The following is a 17,473-nucleotide window of genomic DNA, read 5'->3' on the forward strand; positions in this document are numbered from 1 at the left end:
TTGCGGCGTCGAGCCGTACGACTACCTGCTGCATGTGCTCACGGAGCTGCCGCAGCGTGCGCCGGATGCGGATTTGATTGATCTGCTGCCGTTCAATTATGCTCGGCAACAGCAGGACAAGGCGGAGACCGGCTGACTCACAGGCCGCGCGCCGGTCATCGTGACTGCGCGCTGCAGTGCGAGCGCTTGCCGTATCAGCGCTTCGCGACGATGCAAGGCGCATAAGCATCCGCAGGCGTGTATGCCGGAGATTATCCTCTGCGAACTGAAGGGGGGCACGGACCTGTCGACTCGCGTACCCTGATCACCGCAGGCACCGCGTACCCTTGTCGCGTCGCCCGGCCGTCCAGCGCATCCAGCAGATGCCTCGCGGCGACTGTGCCAATCTCTCGCGTGTCCACGTGCATGGTCGTAAGGGACGGGCGCGCTTCTCGTGCGATCGCGAGATCGTCGAAGCCGGTGACGGAAAGTTGCCCGGGAATCGCGATGCCCAGCTCTTCTGCCTCGCGTAAAACGCCAAGCGCGATATGGTCGTTGCCGCATATGACCGCAGTCGGATGTGGTCCCGGCTGTTGCCAGAGTGAGCGCAACGCGCGTCGGCCAAAATCGAGCGTGGACTCACCTTCAATCAGATGCTCCGGGCGCACTGCGAGGCCATGACGCTCGAGCGCCATGCGAATTCCCGCGAGCCGCGCCTGCACGCGGTCGTTGTCGCGCGTGGGCTGGATGCAGACCGCAAACGATTGGTGCCCGAGCGCGACGAGATGCTCGGTGATTTCCTCATATGCGCCGCGGTTGTCGAAGCCGATGCAATCGTGCGGACTTCCTTCACGCCACGCATATAGCACCACGTATGGCACGCGCCAGACTCGGAGCGCTTCGAAAAGCTCTGGCGGATGCGCCTCGCCCACGACCGCGATCGCCTCCACGCCCCGCGCAAGCATTGCATGAACCTGCGAGAGCGCCTCGTTCGGATCGTAGTTCGAGCACCCGAGAAAAAGCGTGATGCCGCGGGCGGCGAACGCGGCCTGCATGCCGCTTACTTGCGAAGCGAAGACCTGATCGTCGAGCGTCGGAATGACGATGCCCGCAATATGGCTGCGTGTGGACGCCAGCGCGCGCCCGGCTGCATTCGGAAACCAGTTCAGTTCCAAGGCCGCCCGCTCGACGCGCTCCCGTACGCTGTCGGACACCTTGCCTGGCTCGTTGTAGACGCGCGATACCGTCGCCGTGGACACGCCCGCGCGTTTCGCGACATCAGAGAGGACCGTGCGGCCCGAGCCGCGGCGGGTGCGCGCGCCCGCCGGCCGCCCGGCGGGCGACGGTTCTTCTTCGAGAGCGGGGGCAGAGTCGGACGAGCGAGGCATCGGCAGTTGGTTCGGGAAACGGACGCCCGTTATCTTACCGGCGGCGGGGCAGGGTGACGCATGTCTCAGACCCCGGCGGCAATGCGCGAGCGGAAATGGTCGGTGCCGTCGACGATCTTGTCGAGCACCGCATCAAGGGCCCAGAAGCGCTCGCGCACGTCGTAATCGATCGCGCGGCAGCGAATCGACTGGAACGTGCCGATACGCTGGTGATACAGCTTCGCGAGCGCCGGATAGCCAAGCGCCTCGGATACCGCCGCGAGCACCAGAAACGTCGAGAGCTCGCGAGCGAGCGCCGGCTTCTCGCCGGAGCGGTTTCGCAGCCAGTTGTACAGGTCCGGATGAAAGTTCGTGAACACGCCGTTGAATCCGGCCGATCCGGCCTTCATCGCATCCCAGGCAATCGCGGCATTCGCGTTCAGGATCTTCATCGGCGATCCCTTCGCCAGTGCGACGCGGCGCTTCACCGTTTCGAGATCGCAGCTTACGTCCTTCAACATAACGAAGCGTCCGGTGTCGATGCACATCCTGAGCTCGTCGTCGGACAACAGGCGCCGGTACGGAGCCGGGCATTCGTACAATCCGAGCGGAATGTCGGAGGGTAGCCGGCTCATCAGCCGACGCAGGTTCGCCGCGAACGCTTCCGTGCCTTCTCGGCGCGGATCGAGCCGGTTCGTCACCAGCACGATGCCGTCCGCGCCCGTCGCCGCAGCGGCATTCAGCTCCTCGGCCTGCGCGTCGGGATCGTCGCTGATATGGCCCGAGACCACCACAGGCACCCGGCCGGCCACGCGCTCGACCACGAAGCGGCCGAGCGCGGCGCGCTCCGCAAGGCTCAGGAACTGCATCTCGCTCGACTGCGCGACGGCGAAGAGCGCGTCCGAGCCATGCGCGAGATACCACTCGATGAGCCGTTCGAGCCCGGCATAGTCGATGGCGCCGGCTTCATCGAAAGGCGTCAGCATCACGGGCACGATGCCTTCGATCGATTTGCCGTCAATCGATTGCGACGTGCGCGCCGAAGAAGTGGGGAGAGTCATGTCGATGTTGTCCTTGTCAGAGTTGAGCGGGTCGTTTATCAGGCGGGGGCCTGTGCCGTGCTGCCCGCGCTTCGCCTTCGATCGGCTTGCGCACGAGGAAGAGATAGCTCATCGCGCCAACGAAGGCGATCACGGCAGCCGTCAGCAGAGCTGGCACGAAGGACCACCTTTGCGCGATATAGCCCGTGAGAATCGGCGCGAGCGCGCCCCCGAGGAAGCCGCCGAAGTTCTGGATGGCGCCGAGCGACCCGACGCGGTTGGCGGGCGCCGCCGCCGTCGCCAGCGCCCACGAGCAGGCGGACGCCGCGTTCGCGAGAAAGATAACTACGGAGATGCAGACGATGGCGATCGTGTTGCTCTCGACCAGCGCGGCGGGCACGGTGAACGCCACCATGCCGAACATCGCGACGACGACCGCGTTGCGCCTGCTCGCCACCGGTGAAGTGCTTCGCAGCGTGATGTGGTCGGAGAACCATCCTGCACACAGCGAGCCGAGAAAACCGCAGAAGAATGGCACGGAGGCGGCGATGCCCGTATGCATCAGCGTCATGTGGCGCTGCATGGTGAGATAGCCGGGCAGCCAGGTCAGATAGACCCAGTTCAGGTACACCGACCCGAAGAAGCCGATCAGCATGCCCCACGTCGTCACGTTCGAGAAAAGCGCGCGCCAGTCTGCGAAGCTAAGGCGCTCAGCGGGTTTTGTCTCCGTGATGTCTCCCTTCAGGTAGCGCTTCTCTTCCGCGGTCAGCGTGGACGGGTTCGGATCGCGATAAACCGCGAGCCAGATGACCGCGATCACGAGGCCTAGCGCTCCGGTGACGACGAAGGCCCAGCGCCAGTGAAACTCCACCACGAGAACGGACAGACACAGCGGTGCGAGTGCCGTACCGAGCGGTGACGCGGAATTGAAGATGCCGGTCGGCTTGCCCCGCGCGCGCAGCGGAAACCAGTTGCTCACGACCCGCGCCGCCGACGGAAACTGCGGCGACTCGCCGATGCCGAGCACGATACGCGCGATGACGAACCAGCCGAATGTCGACACAATGCCGCCCGCCGCCTGCGCGAGCGACCAGACGATGAGGCCGAGGCCCAGCAGCCTACGCGGCCCGACGCGATCGACGAGGCCGCCGACCGGCAGTTGAAAGAGCGCATAGCTCCAGGAGAACGCCGACAGCAGCAGCCCCATTTCGCCGAGCGAGAGACCGAGATCCTTGCGGATCAGCGGATTGGCGACCGCGAGCGTGCCCCGGTCGAGATAATTCACGATGCCGCTCACCATTAGTAGCGTCAGCGCCACGATCTGGGCGCGTCGTACGCGGGGCGGTGCCTGCTCGGGCGCGGGGGTTGGGTTCATGCTGTCGTCTCCGTGTCGTCTTGTGGGTGGGGCTGCACAGCTAGCAGCCGGGCTATCGAAGCGCCGCCGAGGACGCAGCTTGCGTGCGCACCTCGGCGTACGTCGGGATGGATGCCTGCGCGCCTTGACGCGTAACGCTGAGCGCCGCGGCTCGCTGACCGAAGTCGATCGCGTCGCGGATGCTCGCACCTCGCACGCGCTCGGCCGCGAACCCGCCGACGAATGTGTCGCCGGCGGCCGTGGTGTCGATCGCGTCGACGCGCGGGGCCGGCAGATGACCTTCCTCGCCGGCGGTCGAATACCAGACGCCCTCCGCGCCGAGCGTGACGATTACCGTCTCCGCACCTTTCGCGCGCAGGCGCGCCGCAGCCACGCGCGCGGAAGCAGGGCTGTCGACGGGTACGTCCGCCAGCAATGCCGCTTCGGTTTCATTGAGGACGAGAACGCTGATCTGTTTGTAAAGCGCGTCGGGAAGCGGCTGCGCCGGGGCGGGGTTCAGCAGCACCGGCGTGCCGAGCTCCGCCGCCACCGAAATGGCGTGCCGCACGGTATCGAGCGGCACTTCGAGCTGACAGATCAGCATGCTGGCGCCGGCGATGTCGGCAGATGCGGCACCCACGTGACCGGGCGTGAGCGCGTCGTTGGCGCCGGGAGAAACGACGATCGTGTTCGCACCGTCTGCTGCCACCGTGATGATGGCGATGCCACTCGATGTCTCGTCGGCTGTGTGCAAGTGCGCGGTGTCAATATGTTCGTGCTGAAGATCGCTCCGAAGCTGCGCGCCGAATTCGTCGCGGCCGAGGCAACCGAGCATTGACACGGACGCGCCGAGACGTGCCGCCGCGACCGCCTGATTGGCGCCCTTGCCGCCGGCAAAGGTGGTGAACACGCCGCCAAGCAAGGTTTCTCCGCGCGCCGGGAGTCGCTCCGCGTGCACGACCAGATCCATGTTAGCGCTGCCGACAACGATGAGCCGCGCGCGAGATTGCGCATCCGATTCTCGTGTAATGTTAGCGCTTACATTTTGCGGCGTTTCGAACGATCTCATTGCGAATCTGCCTTAAACCTGTGTTACGACGACTGTGTTAGCGCTTACATTACGCGAGCAACGGATGCGAGGCAACGGAAAAGCCGCCTGCTCAGGGAAATCCCCTAAACAGTTCGCCAAGCGCTCGCGCTCGACCGTCGCACCGGGCTACCCGGGTCACGAAAAAGTACAAAGATGTGCCGCGACCGCGGAATGCACATCGGATCCTGAGTGCGGGCCAAGAAGAGGCCTCCACGGTTGGATTCATTAACCTCCTGGCGCGCGTGGATCGCACTGCACGCGGTCTACGGACGAATGAGTGCTTCCTTTACCAACATTACGGAACGCGGCACAGCGCGGCGCAGGTTGGCATCGATGAGAGGGCTTAAACTGCCCGGCGTGCCTCTGTCCGGCCGCGCGATCGGTTCAGCGTGCGGATCAACCGGCACATAAACGACGGATGCCTGCCGTGTTGCCCCGACCAGGCGTAGTTTTGTCGAAGGCCGAGATGCAACTAATCGTCAACGCCTTCACCCTCCGAGAAAATGACACATCTCCACGCGACCCTCATGATTTGTCCACAAGAAGCTGTTGGCAATCAAGCACGCGAGAAGGCGGCTTCGATTAGCCGGACGGCGCAGGTCGAACGCGCTAGCAACTGCGTCGCGCGACCGCTTCGATTTGCGAAATCCCGTTCCCGAATACGCTCACCAGTCGGGCATCGTCCGCATCGGGCTGCAGCCAGAAGAAGACTTGCGTACAGCGGCGCGGCATGACGCAGGTTACGCTTTCTCCGCGCCATTCGATGACAAAGTTGAGCGTCTGTTTGCCGGCAGAGATGTGCGGTTCGGGCACAAGCGGTTTCATGGCGGGTTACGGGCAGTGCAGGTGATCGGAAGGCTCTGCGGACGACGCGTGGAGCGCGACGTCGCTACGCTTCACCAGTCTACGCGATGCTTTTCTTCGGTCTCCTGATGGCGCCGATCGTCGTCGACGTGCAGGTAGATGCTGGTGGTCGTCAGCGAAGCGTGGCCGAGGTTGTCGTGCACCGTGCGCAGGTCAATCTTTTGATCAGCCATGTGCGAGCCGGCGCTGTGCCTGAGCCAATGCGCGGACGCTTTTTCGAGGAGATCGGCCCGCGCGCTCGCCGTCTCATCGCGCTCACGCAAGCGCGCCGCTGCGCCCGCAAATACGTCCTTCACGATGGCGTGCAGCGCCGCGCGCGTGAGCGGCGCGCACGTCTCGATGCGTGCGTTCGACGCCGCGGCGCCAATCGGCAGCACAAGCGGCGTATCTTCGTTGGGCAACGGCAGGGCGCTCAATCCAAGCTGCTGGCGATAGCGGGACAGTTCCATCATCATCTCGCGCGTCGCAGGCACGAGCCGTTGCTTGTCGCCTTTGCCGTGCACGGTCAGCCACCAGCGCAGCGCGCTGTCCCCATCGTGTCGCACGAAGAACTGGCCCATGGTGGTGGCGCTGACCTCTGCGATGCGCAGTCCGCCGAGATAGAGCAGGGTGAATAACCACCGGACGCGGTATGCATGGGCTTTTTCCCGGTCCGTTTGCTTGGGCATGGTCGCAATGAAGTCCTTGACCTCCTGCCACACGCTCGGCTCCAGATACCGGGTGATGCGTGGCGCGGCGTGGCGCGTGCGTTGGCGTGAGAGCGACAGCGGATTGCCGGCCAGGTAGCCGGCCTGCACCAGCCACGAGAACATCGCGTTGAGGATGATGGTTGCCTGGCGTTGACTGGACGGCGAGAGCGGACCGTAGAACGCCGCCAGCGCACGTCGCTGCGTGGATGCTTTCGCCCGCCCCCGGCCGCCCAAGTGCCGGCAGGCTGTGGATCGGCAAGAAACTGCCGATAGCGCAGGCAGTCTTCATGGGTCAGAGAGGAGAGGGGTTTGCCCATCTCGCGACCGACCAGAGCAGGAGCCGTTCAGCCTTCTTGCGGTAATTCTGGAAGGTGGTTTTTGTGTCGATTAAGCGTGACTGCCTTGCGCGGATCATCACGCAGGATCAATGGAATAGGTGCATCGACGCGCCGTGCGAACCGGTGGCATTTGCAATGTTGCGCCCGCTCGCGTAGGATGTAGCACATGTGTAGCACAATGAGGATGCCATGTCGACCACCACACTTCGCCTGCCGTCAGAGCTTCGCGAGCGGGTCTCACGGCTCGCCGACAAGTCCGGCACCACGGCACACAGTTTCATGTTAGACGCCATCGCAGAGCGCGTGGCGCACGAAGAATTGCGACAGGCGTTTCTCGACGAGGGGAATGCTCGCGTAGCAAAGATGCTAGAGACGAGTGCGGGGCTCGAATGGAACGAGATGCGTGACTATCTGCGCGAGCGCGCAGCAGGCGGCTCGCCGGGAGTACCCAAGGTCAAGCGATGGCGCGAATAGTCCTCGCACCGGAAATTCACGAGGACTTCGATCGCATCTTTGAGTTTCTCTTCGAACATACGCCAGAGCGTGCAGTCGAGCGCATCGATGACATCGTGTCCGCGCTCGACATCCTCCAGTCAAGCCCGATGATCGGCCGGCCGGTCGACAACTGTCCAGGCATGCGCGAGTTGGTCATTTCAAACGGTGCCCATGGCTATCTGGCGCTGTATCGGTGGTTGCCAGAGTTCGACGCGGTTTTTGTTGTGGCAATTCGAAGTCAGCGAGAACTGCGCTACCGACGAGAATCTCCGTAAGCTTGCGCGCAGAATCATCCACGGTCGCGGCGCTGCTGGAACGCGAGCTCGATGCATAGCCCCGAGTTGTTTCGCGCCGTATTCGCGATGCGCTCGATCAAGGAAATGAGCGTCGAGGAGACCGGGCAGTGTCGCCACCTTCCCGAAGCGACCGTGCGCAGCCGGCATTTTCGCGCGCGCAGCATGTTGCGCGAATCGCTCGCTCGGGCGCTTGATCTTGCCCAGCGCGATGTGTTCGAATGCGGCGGGGCGCAGTGCGATTGCGTCGTGGCGAGCGTACTACCGAAGAAATCCGTTGACGCGTCATTGCATTGCCGACGCGTTCTCCGGAGCACAAGGAGGGTGCCATGAACAGGAACAGCGCGGTTGCGCGGAGAATGGGCATCGGCCGGACTTGCGCGATACTAGGAATTGCTGGCCTGAGTTGTTTTTCGAACGTGGATGCCCGGACGATCACTGTTCTGTCCGGCACCTATGGCGCGAACTGCGGCGCACCGGCCGGCAATGCGACGGGCGATCTTGTGCGTCAATGCGATGGCCGCGATACCTGCCAGTACGTGGCGGACCGGCAAAGCATCGGCTACACGGCGCGCTCATGCAGCACAGATCTACAGGCAGAGTGGCGCTGCACCGCCACCGAAATTCATACCGCGATGCTCAGCCCCGAGGCCGGCACGGACGGTACGCTCGTGCTGAGCTGCATCGAGGAGAACGGACCGGGACATTGAGTAGCCTCGGGCTGCGCGCAGACGCATGTTGAGTCGGCAACCGGTGCGCTTGGACCGTGAATAACCGATGAGTTGACGAGTTAAGCTGCGGCGACAGGGTCAACACTGACCTGCCCGCCCCCACCGAGAATCCCGACTTGCACAAGACTTCCCCCATGTGCGAGCGACGCGACATTGCGTGCGAAATACGGCGCCCCAACGAAATCAATCACAACATCGACGCCACGCCCAGCCGTCGTTTGCGCGACGACGGCTGAGAAATCCTGCGTGCGGTAGTCGACGACATGCTCAGCGCCCATCTACATGAAAAGTCATCTGATCTGTAACGCGACGAGCAAGAGAAATGATCGCGGTAGGTTCTATATCGGACTATCTGGCAAAGCATGCGTTTGCTGAACGTGGCGCGTGCGATCGGTCGTCAGATTGACCGTCTGCGCTTCGACAGCCATCACTATTGCCGCCGGGCGCATCAGTAGTTTTTAGAATAACTCGACGCAACTCCACCAGCGCATCCAGGCTGGATTTCAACGTTGTCAACAGTTCGGTTGAAGTCGACTGAACTCCATAGCGCCTCGCGCCCAACCGTGCCTCTTGGGCAGCGATCAGCTCCGCTGTCATCTGTATTCGTGCGTCTAGTTGCGAAAGACGCTGTGCCGAGACGCCTGGGCTGCGTTCCATTTTTTTTCTTCGGTCAGTCGTTCGATTCTGACCGAGATATAGGCGCGCTGTGAAGTTCCTAATGGCGTTCGGAAGGGACGCCCTTCGAGACACTTTGATTGGTGACCGTCAAGCGATCACCCGCTTAGTCGCAGCCGTCGAATGACGTCTGCAAACAGTTGCAGATTGAAGGGTTTTGAGAGGCACGCACTGCAACCGGCCGCGCGCGCCTGTTCTTCGTCTTGGGCAATCGGGCGACCGGTCAGGGCCACAATCGGAATCTTAGCGCAGTGAGAAATTCGGCGTATGCGGCGCACGAGTTCGTAGCCATCCATATCGGGGAGGTTGTATCCGTCACGACGATCGCAGGCGGGTTGCGCTCTGCGAGCTTTAAGGCCTCGGTCGCGCACCTGGCAGATGATACGTTCGCGTCGTAGAGCGACAGGAGTTCTTTCATCGCGTTGAGCGACTCTTCGGCATCTTCCACCAGCAGCATGTCCAGACCACGAAGGACCGAAAGATCGGCAACTGCGTCGCCAGCTTGTCGGCGAGCGGAGGCATCCGACGGCGACCACACAACGAAGCACGCGCCCCGGCCTTCGCCTTCGGAAAGTGCCTCAACGCTTCCCCCATGAAGCTCGGCAAGCTGACGCACCAGCGAGAGCCCGATGCCGAGTCCGGACGCTTTTGTACGATGGGGTGCGCTCGGTACCTGATGAAACATTTCGAACAACCGATTTCAGCGAATCCGTCGGAATTCCACAGCCCGTATCCGCAACTTCAAGGCGAACTTTATCGTCCGATTGCCGGACCTGGAGTTTCACCTGTCCGCCGCGTGGCGTGAACTTCATCGCATTGCTCAGCAAATTCCAAACGATCTCCTCTATCCTCGCCGTATCGCCTCGAATCAGCACAGATGCTTCGGGAACAGCAGCCTCCAGTTGGATGCCGGCCACGTCGAAATCCGGTTTCATCGCGTTGGCGATCGTCCGGGCGGTGCCGGCGACATCCGTTACAGCGAAGCGCAGAGAGAGCTTGCCCGTCTGTATGCGAGAGAAGTCGAGCAGGTCATCGATGAGCTGCGCTTGGGCGAGGACCGACTTCTGAATTGCGTCCGAGACTTCCTGAACGCGGTCGATATTTCGCGCTTCAGGCATGCGCGCAAGAATCTCAGCTTTCATGTGGATCAGGTTCAAGGGATTTTTCAGTTCGTGCGACAGGACCGCAATAAACTCATCCTTCAGGCGGCTGAGCTTGGCGACCTCAGTATCCTGCGCGCGCTCTCGTTCAAGGACCTCCTGCTTTCTGCTGTCAGCCAATTTGCGGCCGGTCGCATCATGCACGATCTTGGTAAAACTCGAGAAACCGGGGGAGTCAATACGGCTGAGCAGGCCGCTACAGAAGACGGGCTTGCCGCTCTTGGTTGCATGCCAGCGATCGTCCTCGGCCCGTCCGTACCTGCTTGCTTTCTCGCGTTCGAGCTCGAGGATGCGGTTGGCGTTGTCCTCTGATGTGAAAATGGCGTTCAGAGGCTGGCCTACCATCTCATCAGCACTGAAGCCGAAGATCCGGGTCGCGCCGACATTCCAGCTCACGATCGAGCCGACTTGATCCAAGACAACGATTGCAAAGTCATGCGTATCACGAGCAGCAACTTTGAGCTTCTCTTCGCTCGCCCGTGCCTGATGTTGTGCGGCGCGCTGCCGTAGACCACATTGAAAGTGTCACCGACCAGTGTTTGGAATATCGTGCCGCCGCGCCGTTGCAGTGACAGTTTTGCTTGCAGTCCGAACGAAATAAAAGCGTCAATTCGCATAAGTCCGCATTATATTTGTCACTTCGCGTCCTACACTTCGAATCCCGTCCGTAAGGTGTTGATCTTATGGAAAACTCCTTGCACATAACGGAGCCGGTCGCGCTTGTGCGTCCGAGTGGCGCGCATCGGTTCGTAGCCTTCAGCCCGAAGCTGGCCCGACGGCTAACGTTATACAGGCGCGCTTTGCTTGAGCAGTGGTTTCTGCTTGAAGCGGATCCTACGGTGACGACGTTCTGCGAGCGGCCCGGTTATGTGCATGTCGATGGGCAGCAGCGCCTCGCCGATTTTTGGGTCCGTTATGTTGACCGACAGGAGTTAGTATTCCTTGATGATTCGCATGACGATGAAGCGGTACGCAAACCGCACCGCGCGCTCGATGGCGCAGCGCTGCCCGTCCGTCGCGTGTCGCCGGCTGACCTCGCGGCCGCAAGGGTGTGGATCGACAACTGGCAGCGCATGCTTCCGTGCATTGTGGCGAACCGGGGTCTTGTTGCACCGTCTCTGCCACGAGCGATCGAGCGCTTCGTGACCCATCCCCAGAAGTTGCTTGCGATCGAGCGGGAGTTCTCGACGGGGGATCCCGTACTGGTTCGCACGGCCGTATTCGGGCTGTTGCATGCCGGGCGGATCAGTGCGCCGGATCTGCACACGCTGTCCCTGTCCCTGCTCACGTCGTTTGTCGCCACGGAGGCAATTTCATGAGCCGCCGCAAGCCGGAGTTTCAGACACTCGATGTAGCGACGTGGCCTGCCGTTGCTTACACCGAATTCGATCCCGAGACGCGGCGCGCATTTGAAGCGCGCATGCAGGCGCTGATACGCTACGCGCGCGGCGAATCGCTCAAACAGATCGAACAGTGTACCGGTGTCAATCGACGCCAGTTGTATCGCTGGCTTGAACGGGCCTTGTCGCCGCATCCAGACGGGCGGCCTTTTGGGTTCCGCGCCCTGGTCAGCTATGTGCGGGTCGCCGAGTATGTTCGGCTGAGTCCGGTGCGTATATCTGGTGAGCGCGGCAGTCGCGGCGCCGCGGGCGCTACCCGACGCTCGCGGCGTGGCTGCTGCTGCAGGTCAGACAGCGTCGCGTGCTGCTCGAACAGATCAATACCGATGGGCGATTGCGAACCCGCCTGCGAGGGCTACAGCCGCTGCACGACGAATTTCTCCGCCAATGTCGCGCGGTGGGCCTGACAGCAGCGGATTACCCGTTCAACACGGCAGGACGTGCGATCCGTTCGTTATCGCAGCGGCTGAAGACAGAAATGCTGCGCAGTTTCGGTGCCGCTGCGCGCTCAGCGGGCGCTTCGCATCTGAAGTGGTTGCCACAGAGGGATGACGGCTTGGGAAGTCCTGCGGCGACCCGTCCCTATCAGGTAGTGGAGTTCGACGGTCACCGGCTCGATATTCGATTGAAAGTGGTCGTGCGCGATCCGCTTGGCTTCGAACACGAATTCGAGATGGAGCGTGTGTGGCTGCTCGTGATCATCGACGTATGCACGCGCGTCGTGCTGGCCTACCATCTCGTACTGGCGCGTGAGTACAGCCGCTACGACGTAATCAAGACCATCGAAAAGGCACTGGAGCCGCATCGCACTCGCTCTTTTACCATCGATGGGCTCGGCTACGGACCGCAGGATGGTTTTGCATCTCAGCGGTTGCCAGAGCTGGCGTACGTGACCTGGGAGTGGATGAAGCTCGACAACGCGAAAGCCAACCTCGCGAATGAAATATTGACGGCGCTATGTGAATTCGTCGGCTGTCTCGCCGACGCGGGACCAAGATACAGCCCGGATGAGCGGCCGTACATCGAGCGCTTCTTCGGCACGATCGCCAGCCGCCTGTCTTCGCGCCTGCCCGGCTACACAGGTTCGCATCCGCGCGATTTGCGCCGGGCGCTGGCCGATCCAAAGCGCAACCTGCGTCTGTATGTGTCGCTCGATGAACTGGAGGAGCTCGTCGAGTATGCGATTGCGGGCTACAACGGCACGCCGCACAGCGGTTTGAGCAACGCCACGCCGCTCGAAGCGATGAAGTATTTCATCCGCGGCAAACAGATGGTGGTGACGTGGCTTGCCGAACATCATCGCCGCACGTTGTGTCTGATGCAATCGGCGCGTCGCTGCCGGGTGCGGGCCTACCTCGACCAGGGCGTGCGTCCCCACATCAATCTGCATGGCGTGCGTTATACGAACGACGTCCCGGCAACGAGCACGCATCTGATCGGAAAGCACCTGCTGGTCTACATGAATGCGGATGATCTGCGTTGTGTGCGTGCGTTCCTGCCCGACTGCACGGAAGTGGGCGTACTCGATGCGCAGGGGGCGTGGCGTGTCGTGCCCCACAACCTCAAATTGCGCCAGGAAATTCGCAAGCATCAGGGCAAGCGCCATAGCCGCGCCGTGATGGGTGCCAACCCGATCGAGGCTTACGTCCAGACGAAGCTCGAACAGGCGAAGAAGACCCGCAAGGCGGCGACGGAACTCGCGCACGCAGTGAAGCTGCTGGCGTCTGTTGCCTTTCGCCGTAAAGAAGCCGGGTGTTTTCGGCGTAATGGCGCCAGCGAAGGGCGCCTGATTCGGGGCTCGAACGGGATCAAGAATCCTTGTTTTTACCTCCTTTCGCAAGTGCTGATTTGTTGCTTTCGGGCATCGGGCGTGGAACACGGTAGCTCTCGCCGTCGAGCACGACGCGGTACGCGGCATGTCGCAGACGATCAAGCGTTGCCGCACCGAGCATTTTGTTGGTCGCGAACGCGTCGCCCCATTCGGTAAAATCCAAATTACTCGTTAAGACGGTCGACGTACGCTCGTACCTCTCGGCAATCAGATCGTGGAAGTCTTCGTCTTCGGGCGTGCGCATGGGTTTCAGTCCAAAGTCGTCAATGATGAGCAACGGCACCTTGGCAAGCGCCTGGAATCGCCGTTCGTAGGAGCCCACGGCTTGCGCGTCGCGTAGCGTGCTGAGAAGCCGGGTCTGAGTCATGAACAGGACATCGTGACCTTGCCGGGCAGCGGAGTGGCCCAGTGCCTGCGCTAGATGGCTTTTGCCCGTTCCGCAAGGACCGGCGATTAGCACGCTGACCTTCTCATCGATGAACCGACAGGTCGCAAGATCATGGACGACGGCGCGATTAAGATTGGGTAGCCGGTCGAAGTCGAAACCTTCCAGTGTCTTCTGTCCACGGAAGTTCGCGCGGCGCATGCGGGCGTCGAGCTTTCGATGATCGCGCCGTGCGATCTCGTCCTGGATAAGCAACGTCAAGAAATCGGTATAGGCGAGCTTACGGTCGATGGCTTCACGGTTGCGTGCTTCGAGCGTGTCGAGGATGCCGGACAGTCGCAATTGCTTAAGAGAAGACGTGAGTTCGGGAATTGGATTCATGTTCAATGGATCAGGAGAGTCTGAGTATCGCGGCAGAAGCGGCCGCCGTGGGTGTAGGTGGTCGCGCCTGATTCAACAGGTTCAATCGACAGCCAGGTCTGATCGAGGCCTTTCTGCAAGATCAGCTTGACGGCTTTGTAGCTCGGCGTGCCGAAGTGATTCGCGCGACGGCAGGCCGCCTCCAGGCGCGATGCGCCGAACTGCTGAGCGAAGTGCAGCACGCCCTGGACGGCGCGCAGCTTGATGAGAACCTGATCGCCAAAGAGCGCGTGAACAAGCGCGTAGCATGACGGCCCGATACGTTGTGCTTCTCTCAGACACCATTGGGTGTCGTGCATTTGCCAGGCCTGTGCTGCTGGCGGCATGTGATCGGCCACAGTGATACGCGTTCCTGGCGTAGTCTGGCGGACATGCGATGCCGACAGTTCGTGCTCGTAGTAGAGCTGCACCATGTTGGCGGTCGCCTTGAGCCACAGATCTTTACCGGCAAGCCGGAACGGCACAGAATAGTAGGCGCGCTCGAATTGCACATGGGCGTCGCGATGGACCTTCACGCGCGCCCAGGTTGCCAGCTCGGGCGGCACATCGGGAAGCGGCTGCAACAGCGCCTGTTCGACATCCTCGAAACGCTTGCGCGGCACTTCGCGCGTCGTGCCATGCGTCCGGGTGCTGGCCTCGTGCATCACCCAGGCTCGTGCTTGCCGGTTGGCGTCGTCCAGATCACGAAATTCGCGAAGAGGAAGGAAGCTCGACTTCACGTATTTGACGCCCGATTCGACAATTCCCTTTTTAGCCGGGTCCCTGGGCGGACACGGATCGATCTTGAACGAATACCCTTCGGCGCATTGCGCATAGGCCCGCTGGACTTCGGGTTCGTAGATACAGGCCCTTGACGATGGCACACTTGGGGTTATCGATGGTGACGCGTCCCACTACGCCATCGAACCATTCGAAGGCGTGACGATGACATAGCAACCATGTGTCGACGCTCTGGTCGCGGACAAACTCGACGTATTGATGCCGCGACCAGCACAAGGTCATCACGAAGAACCACGTCTTGTGGACCTCGCCCGTGTGCGCGTCCGTGATGGTCGGACCTGCACCGAGATCAACCTGCGCGGTTTCCGCAGGTTTGAACTCCAGCCGCATCGGTACATCCGGCGTGAGCTCCGCCTTCAATTGCTGAAGTAGCCTGTAGACGGATGAGTAGCTTCCCTCGTAGCCTTGGTTGCGCACCAGCGCGCTGTGAATCGTCGTGCCGGGCACGCCCGCGTCGTGCCACTGCGCAATCTGCTCGCGCCACGGCTCGGCCGACGAGATACAGCTCGCAGGCAGGAACTCCCTTCGGCTGAACGCTGACGCAAGCTGCGCGTCATCCGGCAGAGCGTTGTCGGGAGAAAGCCACCCCCGCTCGGTTGCGATCTCCCGTACGGCTGCCAGCTTCTTACGGCCCATGATCTTCGAGCGGTCGATATCCCGGTCGGAGTCACCCTGGCGCATTCGCACCAGAACCTGAAAATCATCTAGCGGGCCTCCCGCCGCCCGGGCGGACGAGGAGGTAAAGTGAGTTCGCCAACTACCTTGCCCGTAAGGAGGCCAAGATGAACTATAGCGGCATTGACCTTCATTCGAACAACAGCGTCGTGACTGTCACCGACGAGGCCGACCGAGTGCTCGCGGAAAAGCGTCTGCCAAACGACTTGCCGGAAATCCTTGCGTTTCTCTCGCCGTGGAAGAGCGACCTCGTCGGCGAGTGGTCGAGTCAACCTTCAACTGGTACTGGCTCGTCGATGGGCTCCAGTCAGCCGGCTTTACCGTTCACCTAGCCAACACTACAGCAATTAAGAAATATGAGGGACTCAAACACAGTGGAGACGAAACTGACGCGCGCTATCTTGCGCATCTACTGCGCCTTGGGATACTTCCGACAGGAACCATCCTGCCACCGGACCAGCGCGCTGTTCGTGATCTCGCCAGGAAACGGATACAACTCGTCCGAAGCCGCTGCCAGCATATCCTCGCGGTCGAGAACATAACTGCTCGCCAGTACGGCACGCGCATCACCAGCAATCAGACCAAGCGGCTTACCCCAGATGCCGTCGATCGGATGCAATTGCCCGAGGACGTCGCACTCGCCATCAAGGCCAACGTGGCGGTGATCACGACCCTTTCCGCGCAGATTGAACTTCTTGAAAAGCGTCTCCAAGAAAAAGTAGTCGCGCGCGCCGAGTATGGCCTTCTCGCCAGTGTGCCAGGAATCGGCGCGATTCTCGCTACTACAATACTGCTCGAAACCGGGCCGATCGAGCGTTTCGCCAGTCCCGGCAATTTTGCGTCCTATGCCCGCTGCGTTGACAGCCAGCGCTTCAGTAACGGCAAGAAAAAGGGGGAAGGAAACACGAGGAACGGTAACGAGTATCTCGCATGGGCTTTCGTCGAAGCTGCCAACTTCGCACTACGTTACTCTGCGGAAGCAAAAAGATTCTACGAACGAAAGAAGGCCCGCACGAACAGTATCGTCGCGCGCAAGGCACTGGCTCACAAGCTCGCACGGGCATGCTTCCACATCTTGAAGGAGCGAAAGCCGTTTGACTCGTCGCGCTGCTTCATCTGAGTTACGACGGTGGCCGGCAAGCCTCGAATATCGACTGGACGAACAGCCTACGAACCCGAATAGGACGCCGTTCCACCGTCCCCAAGTTTGCAGTCAGCGGATCGCCCGCAATGTGAGCCAATTATGGACTGGCGTCGACCCGTTCGGCAGCCATAGATCCTGTGGGTTCCAGTGGACACCTTTGCGGTACCCACGTTCTTCTGGGGTGACCAAGCCACCAGGGCGACACGCAACTCATCGCTCGTCGCTAGATCCTGATGGGTGTCTGGTGCGATTCCCATCGCAGCCGAAAACTGAAGAACCCGGGCGCGACTATGCAGCTGCAGACAAAGAAAGGGATCGTCATGGCCGTCGATTCGCGACGCCGTAAGCACTTCTTTGTTCCTTGACACCGGTCCGCTAATGGGTGTCGATATTGGTACATCTCGAACTTCCTCTTCAAGCCACCCTCCGGAGCAAATGCGTGCCACGAGGGTAGCGGTTGGCGAAGTTCGAGCGCCCGACTCAGATGCCAGTGGCGCCTTTATGGCGAAAATCTACTGGCACCTATACGCCGAAAGACTTGTGGCGCCTAAACGCCGAAAAGTCCCCGGCGCCTTTATGCCGAAAACGGTTTGGCTCCTTAACGGCGAAAGTTCACAACTCCCATATCCACCACGGCCTGGATGACCTCCAGACGGTCGAGTTCGCGCATGTTCAATGTCACCAACGGAGCTGCGTTTGCGTGATATCAGCACCATTGCAGCTGCAAACGCGTTTGCCTGCGTTTTCATGGCGGCCTATAACG

The 17,473-nt window shown here is 61.3% G+C and carries 11 protein-coding genes and 7 pseudogenes; 8 read left to right on the forward strand and 10 right to left on the reverse strand.

Going from position 1 to position 17,473, the window contains the following annotated elements; all coding sequences use genetic code 11:
- Positions 1-136, forward strand: a 136-nt coding sequence (locus tag NCT05_RS31960; RefSeq protein WP_250504070.1) for a transposase domain-containing protein, incomplete at its 5' end; no start/stop codon positions are given.
- A 115-nt stretch (positions 137-251) separates the two neighbouring features.
- On the opposite strand, the gene NCT05_RS31965 is transcribed toward NCT05_RS31960, so the two are convergent.
- The 5 genes and pseudogenes from NCT05_RS31965 to NCT05_RS31990 all read right to left on the reverse strand — a co-directional run.
- Positions 252-1,367 (reverse strand): LacI family DNA-binding transcriptional regulator, encoded by a 1,116-nt coding sequence (locus NCT05_RS31965; protein WP_250504055.1) that lies wholly within the window; start codon positions 1,365-1,367, stop codon positions 252-254.
- A 65-nt stretch (positions 1,368-1,432) separates the two neighbouring features.
- Positions 1,433-2,407 (reverse strand): dihydrodipicolinate synthase family protein, encoded by a 975-nt coding sequence (locus NCT05_RS31970; protein ID WP_250504056.1) that lies wholly within the window; start codon positions 2,405-2,407, stop codon positions 1,433-1,435.
- Positions 2,408-2,423: 16 nt separating this feature from the next.
- The gene (locus NCT05_RS31975) at positions 2,424-3,761 is read right to left on the reverse strand and encodes an MFS transporter (protein WP_250504057.1); all 1,338 of its coding nucleotides are present in this window, start codon (positions 3,759-3,761) and stop codon (positions 2,424-2,426) included.
- A 52-nt stretch (positions 3,762-3,813) separates the two neighbouring features.
- The gene (rbsK, locus tag NCT05_RS31980) at positions 3,814-4,809 is read right to left on the reverse strand and encodes a ribokinase (protein ID WP_502801813.1); all 996 of its coding nucleotides are present in this window, start codon (positions 4,807-4,809) and stop codon (positions 3,814-3,816) included.
- Between the two features lie 917 nt (positions 4,810-5,726).
- Positions 5,727-6,795: pseudogene (locus tag NCT05_RS31990) on the reverse strand (tyrosine-type recombinase/integrase); the annotation flags it as partial.
- A gap of 115 nt (positions 6,796-6,910) precedes the next feature.
- Between NCT05_RS31990 and NCT05_RS31995 the strand changes: the two are divergent.
- The 4 genes and pseudogenes from NCT05_RS31995 to NCT05_RS32010 all read left to right on the forward strand — a co-directional run bounded on the left by NCT05_RS31995 (position 6,911) and on the right by NCT05_RS32010 (position 8,219).
- A complete protein-coding gene (locus NCT05_RS31995) occupies positions 6,911-7,195 on the forward strand; it encodes a CopG family ribbon-helix-helix protein (RefSeq protein ID WP_250504060.1) in 285 nt (94 codons plus the stop codon).
- The gene (locus tag NCT05_RS32000; protein ID WP_250504061.1) at positions 7,183-7,491 is read left to right on the forward strand and encodes a type II toxin-antitoxin system RelE/ParE family toxin; all 309 of its coding nucleotides are present in this window, start codon (positions 7,183-7,185) and stop codon (positions 7,489-7,491) included. The genes NCT05_RS31995 and NCT05_RS32000 overlap by 13 nt, the downstream gene beginning before the upstream one ends.
- 29 nt (positions 7,492-7,520) lie before the next feature.
- Positions 7,521-7,842: pseudogene (locus NCT05_RS32005) on the forward strand (sigma factor-like helix-turn-helix DNA-binding protein); the annotation flags it as partial.
- Entirely contained in the window at positions 7,839-8,219 is a 381-nt protein-coding gene (locus NCT05_RS32010; RefSeq protein ID WP_250504062.1) for a hypothetical protein, read from the forward strand. The pseudogene NCT05_RS32005 and the gene NCT05_RS32010, both read left to right, overlap by 4 nt.
- Positions 8,220-8,317: 98 nt before the next feature.
- Here NCT05_RS32010 and NCT05_RS32015 read toward each other — a convergent pair.
- From NCT05_RS32015 to NCT05_RS37095, 3 genes and pseudogenes are all read right to left on the reverse strand, one after another.
- Positions 8,318-8,518 (reverse strand): annotated as a pseudogene (locus NCT05_RS32015) (zinc-binding dehydrogenase); the annotation flags it as partial.
- Between the two features lie 495 nt (positions 8,519-9,013).
- Positions 9,014-9,211, reverse strand: coding sequence for a response regulator (locus tag NCT05_RS32020; protein WP_250504063.1), 198 nt, complete (start codon positions 9,209-9,211; stop codon positions 9,014-9,016).
- Positions 9,139-10,540, reverse strand: a pseudogene (locus NCT05_RS37095) (hybrid sensor histidine kinase/response regulator); the annotation flags it as partial. The gene NCT05_RS32020 and the pseudogene NCT05_RS37095, both read right to left, overlap by 73 nt.
- A gap of 218 nt (positions 10,541-10,758) precedes the next feature.
- Here NCT05_RS37095 and NCT05_RS32035 point away from each other — a divergent pair.
- Positions 10,759-11,394, forward strand: a complete 636-nt coding sequence (locus NCT05_RS32035) for a hypothetical protein (RefSeq protein WP_250504066.1) — start codon at positions 10,759-10,761, stop codon at positions 11,392-11,394.
- A pseudogene (locus NCT05_RS32040) lies at positions 11,391-13,228 on the forward strand (TnsB C-terminal domain-containing protein); the annotation flags it as partial. The gene NCT05_RS32035 and the pseudogene NCT05_RS32040, both read left to right, overlap by 4 nt.
- Before the next feature lie 55 nt (positions 13,229-13,283).
- On the opposite strand, the gene istB reads toward NCT05_RS32040, so the two are convergent.
- Together istB and istA are read right to left on the reverse strand one after the other, a co-directional pair.
- Positions 13,284-14,072 carry an IS21-like element helper ATPase IstB gene (gene istB / locus NCT05_RS32045; RefSeq protein WP_250504067.1) on the reverse strand — a complete coding sequence of 263 codons (789 nt, stop codon included), beginning with the start codon at positions 14,070-14,072 and terminating at the stop codon, positions 13,284-13,286.
- Between the two features lie 2 nt (positions 14,073-14,074).
- A pseudogene (gene istA, locus NCT05_RS32050) lies at positions 14,075-15,572 on the reverse strand (IS21 family transposase).
- Positions 15,573-15,673: 101 nt separating this feature from the next.
- On the opposite strand from istA, the pseudogene NCT05_RS32060 reads away from it, so the two are divergent.
- Positions 15,674-16,686, forward strand: a pseudogene (locus tag NCT05_RS32060) (IS110 family RNA-guided transposase).
- Positions 16,687-17,473 lie beyond the last annotated feature (787 nt).

Origin of the sequence: Caballeronia sp. AZ7_KS35 (assembly GCF_023631045.1) — a bacterium.
Lineage (GTDB): Bacteria > Pseudomonadota > Gammaproteobacteria > Burkholderiales > Burkholderiaceae > Caballeronia > Caballeronia zhejiangensis.

Coding starts and splice junctions, on each gene's coding strand:
- NCT05_RS32010 (WP_250504062.1), top strand. CDS start 7,839: ATGAACAGGAACAGCGCGGTTGCGCGGAGAATGGGCATCGGCCGGACT.
- NCT05_RS31995 (WP_250504060.1), top strand. CDS start 6,911: ATGTCGACCACCACACTTCGCCTGCCGTCAGAGCTTCGCGAGCGGGTC.
- NCT05_RS32000 (WP_250504061.1), top strand. CDS start 7,183: ATGGCGCGAATAGTCCTCGCACCGGAAATTCACGAGGACTTCGATCGC.
- NCT05_RS32020 (WP_250504063.1), bottom strand. CDS start 9,211: ATGGATGGCTACGAACTCGTGCGCCGCATACGCCGAATTTCTCACTGC.
- NCT05_RS31970 (WP_250504056.1), bottom strand. CDS start 2,407: ATGACTCTCCCCACTTCTTCGGCGCGCACGTCGCAATCGATTGACGGC.
- NCT05_RS31965 (WP_250504055.1), bottom strand. CDS start 1,367: ATGCCTCGCTCGTCCGACTCTGCCCCCGCTCTCGAAGAAGAACCGTCG.
- rbsK (WP_502801813.1), bottom strand. CDS start 4,809: ATGAGATCGTTCGAAACGCCGCAAAATGTAAGCGCTAACATTACACGA.
- istB (WP_250504067.1), bottom strand. CDS start 14,072: ATGAATCCAATTCCCGAACTCACGTCTTCTCTTAAGCAATTGCGACTG.
- NCT05_RS32035 (WP_250504066.1), top strand. CDS start 10,759: ATGGAAAACTCCTTGCACATAACGGAGCCGGTCGCGCTTGTGCGTCCG.
- NCT05_RS31975 (WP_250504057.1), bottom strand. CDS start 3,761: ATGAACCCAACCCCCGCGCCCGAGCAGGCACCGCCCCGCGTACGACGC.